Raw genomic sequence first — 6775 nt, 5'->3', positions numbered from 1 at the left:
CACGGCGTTATCTGGCGTGGCGTTGAGACGGGGTCGTTGTTGGGACTGTCCACGGGTCAGGACCCGCGGCGGCTGCACCAGGCCATGAGGCGAACCCGCAGGCGGCTGCGGGCAGGTCGTGCCGGAAAAGAAAAAGGCCGGCGCAGTCCAAGCGCCAGCCTATCGAATTCATTAGCATAAACCTGCTGAACTTGCAACTTTAATTCCGCATATCCGCCCCGCGCTAGACCGGCCGGTCGCCCTCGATCAGCACGCGCTGCATGATCCGCTTCTCGCCCATCGGATAGTCGATCATGACGCGGTGCATGGTGGCGCGGTTGTCCCACACCACGATGTCGCCCACCTGCCAGACGTGGCCGAAATGGTGTCGGGGCTTGCGCGCCTCGTCGGCCAGCTCGTCGAGCAGGGCGTCGCTCTCCGCCCGCTCCATCCCGACGATGCGGTCCAGCCGGTTGGGGTTGAGGTAGAGCGCCTTGCGGCCGGTCACCGGATGCGTCCGTACCAGCGGATGCTCGACGTCGGGCGTCTCGGCGATCTCCTCGGGCGTGCGCGGCGACGGCCGGTTGCGTGCCCTGGGGGTGTCGTAGCCATGGACGGCGCGCCTGCCCTCGATTCGCTTCTTCGTCGCCTCCGGCAGGGCCTCGTAGACCGAGTGCATGTTGCAGAACCAGGTCGAGCCGCCGTGGCTCGGGATTTCGATGCTGTGCAGGAGCGTCGCCTTGGCGGGCGTCGCAAAATACGAATCGTCGGTGTGCCAGTCCTCGGCCCGGATCGCCGTCTTGTCGGTCGTCCCGTCGGCCATCAGGGTGCTCACCATCACCGACACTTCGGGCACGGCACCGCTCCGCTTGTAGCGCAGCAGCTGGGTCTGCGGCTTGCCGAAGGCGCGGGCGAAATCGCGCGTCTGCTCCACGGTCATGGGCGCGCCCGGCACGACGACGAGCAGATGCTCGGCCAGCGCCTGGTTCAGCATCGCGGCAACGGCCGGCTCGTTGGCCGTGGCGCGATCGAGGCCTTCGATGCGGGCACCCAGGGCTCCGTTCGACGGGACGATTTCAGGCATGGCGCACCTTAATGCATGTTCCGACAACGTGTCACCCGTCCCGCCGGAAGGTGGAGAATGGTTGCCAGCGACAGCTTTGCCGAGTTCCCGCGCGAGCAGCTGGCACCACTCGGCCGCCTCAGTCCCGGGCAGCCCGCGTCCAGATGCAGACAGCGCCGCTGCGGCCGCGCAGCGCCCGCTCGCCCTGGTTCGCCAGGGTGCCGAGCAGGGTCGCGGCGTCGGCCGGTTGCGCCGCCTCAATGCTGGAGATCAGTGCGTCGGCCACCACCAGCGGCGTCTTGAGATCGCGGGTCAGCGCCTGCAGCCGGCTCGCGGTGTTGACCGTGTCGCCGATCACGGTGAAGGAGAGGCCCTGGTCGCTGCCGACGTCACCCATGACGGCCGGCCCGTAGTTGAGGCCAATCCCGATCGACAGTGCGGGCTCGCCCCGTCCGATGCGCTCGGCATTCCAGACGTCGAGCGCCGCCAGCATGCCGTTGGCACAGCGCAGCGCGTTGGCGGAATCGCCGGCTTCCGCCTTCAGGAGCCCGAACACGGCGAAAATCTCGTCGCCGATGTATTTCTCGACCGTGCCGCCGCAGGCGAAAATCTGCGCCGCCATTCGTTCGTGGAAGTCGCGCAGCAGGGTGACCACCTGCTCCGGCGGCATGGCCTCGGCCATGCGCGTGAAGCCCACGATGTCGACGAACAGCACGGCCACGGTCTCGCGCCGCACCGGGCCCAAGGGCTCGTCGCGATCGGCCAGCATCTCGACCAGGTTGGGCGAGAAGTAGCGCGCGAGATTGGCGCGGGCGCGCTCCGCGGCCTGGCGCTGGCGATCGAGGCCGCGCACATGGGCGATGCTCTCCAGCGTTTTGTCGATGGTGACTTCCAGGTCGGCGAGATCGACCGGCTTGGTCACGAAATCGAAGGCGCCGCGGTTCATCGCGGTGCGGATGTTGGCCATGTCGCCGTAGGCCGAGACGATCACGGCCCGCACCGCCGACCGGCGCGTTCGCAACTCGGCCAGCAACGTGAGCCCGTCCATGACCGGCATGTTGATGTCGAGCAGCATCAGCTCGATGTCCGGCTCCGCCGCCAGCACCTCGAGCGCCTCCTCGCCGTGCCGGGCAAAACGGAATTCCAGGTCCTTGGCGCGGATGCGCTGGCGAAAGCGCTGGCGGATCAGCGCCTCGAAATCGGGCTCGTCGTCGACCGCCAGGATCTTCTGGGCCGGCATCGGGACGGGCCCGGTCACGCCGGCGCCCGCAGGTGCGGTGGCGGCAGCTGCTGGAGATGCTGCTTCAACAGGTCGAAATCGACCGGCTTGGTGACGAACTCGGCGGCACCGTATTCGCTCGCCTTGCGGCGGCGTTCGTCGTCGCCGTAGGCCGTCACCATGATCACCGGCAGTTCGGCATGGCGTTGCTTGACCTCGCGCAACAGCCCCAGCCCGTCCATGCCGGGCATGTTGATGTCGGACAGGAGGACGATCAGCTCCGGACGCACGCCGTCGGCGAGCTTGCCCAGCGCTTCCTCTCCCGAGCCAGCGAAGTGGATCACGTATGTGCCTTCGCGCACCTCGCGGCGAAAACGCTGGCGGAACAGATCGGCCACGTCGGGCTCGTCGTCGACAATCAGGATACTGACGCTCATCCCGTTCTCTCCGCTGGGGCAATGCGCCGGCTGCGCGGCAGGCGGACCGTGAATTCGGTGAAGGCGCCCAGCTCGCTTTCGACCTCGATCGTCCCGCCATGCTGCTGCGTGACGATGTCGTAGCTGATCGAAAGCCCCAGGCCCGTGCCCTCGCCGGTCGGCTTGGTGGTAAAGAAGGGCTGGAAGAGTTTTGCGCGGATCTCCTCGGGAATGCCGGCGCCGTTGTCGCGTACCTTGATCTCGACCGTTTCGCCGAGGTCCCGGGTCGAGACGCGCAGCAGCGGCCTGAAGCCTGCCTCGGTTCCCGCCAGGCGGCGCTTGTTGGCGGCATAGAAGCCGTTGCCGAAAAGATTGAGGAACACGCGCGTGACGTCCTGGGGCACGACCTCGATCGGCCTGGCGGCGGGACCGAGGTCGCGCTCGAGCGTGATGTTGAAGTTTTTGTCCTGCGCGCGGGCGCCGTGATAGGCGAGATTCAGCGCCTCCTCGATCAGCGCATTGATGTCGGCCGCCTGCCAGTCGCCGGTACCGCCGCGCGAATGCGACAGCATGCTCTTGACGATGCCGTCGGCCCGCCTGCCATGCTCGGCGATCTTGGCGAGGTTGCCGGTGATCAGCGCCATCGTCTCGTCGATCTCGGCACGTTTGTCCTGGTCGAGCTGGGCGAAGACCGGCCCTGCCGCCTCCCTGATCTCGGCCAGCAGCTCGACCGAGAGGCCGGCGAAATTGTTGACGAAGTTCAGCGGGTTCTTGATCTCATGCGCGATGCCGGCGGTGAGCTGGCCGAGCGAGGCCATCTTCTCGGACTGCACCAGGTTGGCCTGGGCGGCCTTGAGCTGTCCGAGCGCCGCCTCTGCTGTGTCGCGCGCGGCGCGGATTTCCGCCTCGGCCCGCTTGCGCTCGGTCACGTCGCTGTAGATCAGAACGAACCCTCCGCCCGGCACGGCATTGCGGCGCACTTCGATCACGGTCCCATCGGACCTCGTGCGCTCCAGACGCAGTTCGCGGTCGGTATTTTCGAGCCGGCTGGCGAGTTCGGCTTTGATGCCTTCGGTGCCGAACTCTCCCCGCTCCGCGAGCATATGCAGATACTCGGAATAGCGCGGTCGCTCAGCCAGGCGATCCTCCGGCAGGCCCATTATCTCCTGGAAATTCCGGTTCCAGGCGGCGAGCCGAAGGTCGGCATCGAACATCGCCACGCCGTCGCCCATGTTGTCGAAGGTGACACGCAATTCGGCCTGTCGCTGGCGGATCTGCTCGAGCAGACGGGCGTTGTCGATCGCAATCACGCCTTGCGAGGCGAAGTTCTGCAGAAGGGAAATCTGCTTGTCTGAAAATGGCCGGACTTCCTGACGATAGACGGTGATCGAGCCGAGAAACGCACCCTCCTTGCGAAGCGCCACCGCGAGCAGGCTCCTGGCTCCGCCGATCTCCACGAGAGCGCGGGTTCGGAGATCTCCGGCCTGGTAGGTTTCGTAGGCGGCCAGATCGTCGATGTGGACTACGTCCTCGCCATTGACCATGCGGGTCAGAGCATTGCGTGCGCTTGGTCGGGGGGCCGCCGCCCATTGGTCGATCAGGCCGTCGGGGACGCCGCGCAGGGCCACGGCTCTGAACTCTCCGTCCTCGTAGACGTTCATGATGCCGAAGGCGGCCTCGCCGAGGCCGACGGCCCGCTCCAGCATTGCTTCGAAGACAGGCGTCAGGTCGCCCGGCGATTCGTTGATGACCTGCAGGACCTGCGCCGTCGCTGTCTGCCGCTCGAGCGCCTCACGCTGCTCGGTGAGAAGGCGTGTGTTCTCGATGGCGATCACGGCCTGATCGGCGAAAGTGCGCAGCAGATCGACCTGACGATCGGTGAACGGCTGGACCTTCTGACGTGAGAGTATGATCGTGCCGATGAGCGAGCCCTCGCGCATCAGCGGTGCGCCCATCTGAGTGCGAATCTTGCCAAGCATGGACGCCTGGGTGAGCCGGTATTCAGGGTCGACGCTAACGTCATCGATCTGGACGGCGCGCTTTTCCAAAGCGATGCGACCGGTGACCGAGCCCCGGTCGACCGTCAGCGGATACGCCCGCTGGTATTGCTGATAGTCGCGCGCGTCCTTGAGGGTCTCGGGCGTGGAACCGGCGGCCGTCACCACACGGAAAACCTCGTCTTCGCGACGCACGATGAATCCCATCTCCGCTTCGCAAAGCCGAAGCGCCGTATCTGCCAGGGTCTGCAGTACCGGCTCAAGGTCGAAGGTGGACCGGCTGATGATCTGAATCACGTTGGCAGTCGCCGTCTGATACTCCAGCGACTCCCTGAGTTCGGTGAACAGGCGCACGTTCTCGATGGCGATTACCGCTTGGGCAGCGAAGGTTTCAAGCAGCTCGATCTGTCGGGGCGTGAACGGCCCGAGCTCGGCCTTGCGCAGCGCCACCGAACCGATGGCAACGCCCTTGCGCAGCAGGGGTGCGGACACGGCGGCGCGGAAACCCTGGGCAGCGGCGAGCCGGTGGGCCGTCGCGAACTCGACTGGATCGAGCGACGGGATGTCCGGGAAGTGACAGGTCCGGCCGTCCAGGATGGCCCGGCCCGGGGCGGTTTCCCGGTTGAGCGGAAGGCTCGAACCTGGGGCCGGGACCAAGGGGCCCTCGTGCGCCGCGAAGACGGCGCCGTCGCCCTCGCGCAGGACGACGACCGCGTCGGTCGCGCCGCAAAAACGCAGGGCCGCCTTCACCACCGCATCGAGTACGGGCTGCACGTCGATCGGCGATTGTGAAATGGCGCGCAGGATCTCGGCCGTCGCCGTCTGCTGCTCCAACGCCTCCTTGGTCTCGTTGAACATCCGGACGTTTTCGACGGCGATGACGGCCTGGTCGGCGAAGGCCTCGAGCAGTGCAATCTGTCGATCGTTGAAGGGGCCGGGTGTCGACCGGCGCAGCGAAATTGCGCCGACGGCCGCGCCGTCCCGCAGCATGGGCGCCGCCAGCACGGCCTTGAAGCCCAATTGGGCGCCGTACTGGCGGGCCTCGGAGAATTCAGCCGGGTCGAGCGAGTCGAGGTCGGGCATATGCACCATCGTTGCGTCGACGATGGCGCGGCCCGGCGCCGTCGCTCTCGTCAGCGGACGGCGGGTGCCGAGGATCGCCCCGACGGGACCCTGGTGAGTGCCAACGAACCAAGCGTCTCCGTCGCGCAAAGCGACCTGGGCATCGCTTGCGCCGCAGAATTTCACGGCCGCCTCGGCCACCGCCTCCAGCACCGGCGTGACGTCCGACGGCGATTGCGAGATCACGCGCAGGATGTCGGCAGTGGCAGTCTGTTGCTCCAGCGATTTTTCGAGTTCCTGGGTGCGCGCCTGGACTTCGTCGAACAGCCGGACGGTATGGATCGCAATGACAGCCTGGTCGGCGAAGGTGCTGACAAGCGCGATCTGTTTGTCGGTGAACGGACTGACGGTGGCGCGGCTTAGCGACAACACGCCCATCGGCATGCCGTCCCGCACCATCGGGATGCCCAGCACGGTGCGAAATCCGCCCCGGCTCTGAGCCTCCCGATAGGTGTACTCGGGATCAGCGAGCACATCCGGAATATGGATGATACGGCCTTCCAGCGCCGTGCGCGCCACCAGCGTGTCCCTGCCCGGCTCGATGGCGCGTTGCTTCAGGAACTCTTCGACGTCGCTGGAAAAGCCGCCGCAGGCGGCCAGCCAGTAGGAGTCGCCGTGCCGCAGGTAGATGTAGGAATTGTCCGCTGAACAGAGGTCGGCGGCGGCCGAAAGCAACGTCTCGAGGACTTTCTGAAGATTGAACGACGACCGGCTGATGGCTCGGAGCGCCTCTGCCGTTGCCGCCTGCTGTTGAAGGGACTCGTTCAGCTCCCGGCGAAGGACGGCGAGTTCATTTTCGCGGGCAGCTACGGCATCGACACCCGTGTTCGCCGTTGTGGACTCCGTCGGTGGTTCGGGCGTCGCCATTTGCTATCGAGCTCCGCATCGTCCTGACGTACCGGCAGATCAGGCACTGGTATCAACTCAAGGATAATAGGGACAATTATAGTGTCCGCTGGAAGCTGACGCGAGGCAATGA

4 protein-coding genes are annotated in these 6775 nt (G+C 66.2%); all 4 read right to left on the bottom strand.

Annotated elements, in window-relative coordinates:
• Positions 1-223: 223 nt before the first annotated feature.
• The 4 genes from EPO55_RS00335 to EPO55_RS00320 all read right to left on the bottom strand — a co-directional run bounded on the left by EPO55_RS00335 (position 224) and on the right by EPO55_RS00320 (position 6663).
• On the bottom strand, positions 224-1063 hold the full coding sequence (locus EPO55_RS00335; RefSeq protein WP_296334382.1) for a TauD/TfdA family dioxygenase: 840 nt from the start codon (positions 1061-1063) through the stop codon (positions 224-226).
• Positions 1064-1181: 118 nt separating this feature from the next.
• Positions 1182-2300: an adenylate/guanylate cyclase domain-containing protein gene (locus EPO55_RS00330; RefSeq protein ID WP_296334381.1), complete on the bottom strand. Its 1119-nt coding sequence runs from the start codon at positions 2298-2300 to the stop codon at positions 1182-1184.
• Positions 2297-2698: a response regulator gene (locus EPO55_RS00325; RefSeq protein ID WP_296334380.1), complete on the bottom strand. Its 402-nt coding sequence runs from the start codon at positions 2696-2698 to the stop codon at positions 2297-2299. Before EPO55_RS00325 ends, EPO55_RS00330 begins: the two co-directional genes overlap by 4 nt.
• Positions 2695-6663, bottom strand: a complete 3969-nt coding sequence (locus EPO55_RS00320) for a GAF domain-containing protein (RefSeq protein ID WP_296334379.1) — start codon at positions 6661-6663, stop codon at positions 2695-2697. Before EPO55_RS00320 ends, EPO55_RS00325 begins: the two co-directional genes overlap by 4 nt.
• Positions 6664-6775 lie beyond the last annotated feature (112 nt).

Source organism: Reyranella sp. (assembly GCF_004296935.1).
Classification (GTDB): domain Bacteria; phylum Pseudomonadota; class Alphaproteobacteria; order Reyranellales; family Reyranellaceae; genus Reyranella.
This window is presented reverse-complemented; position numbering and strand designations above follow the sequence as displayed.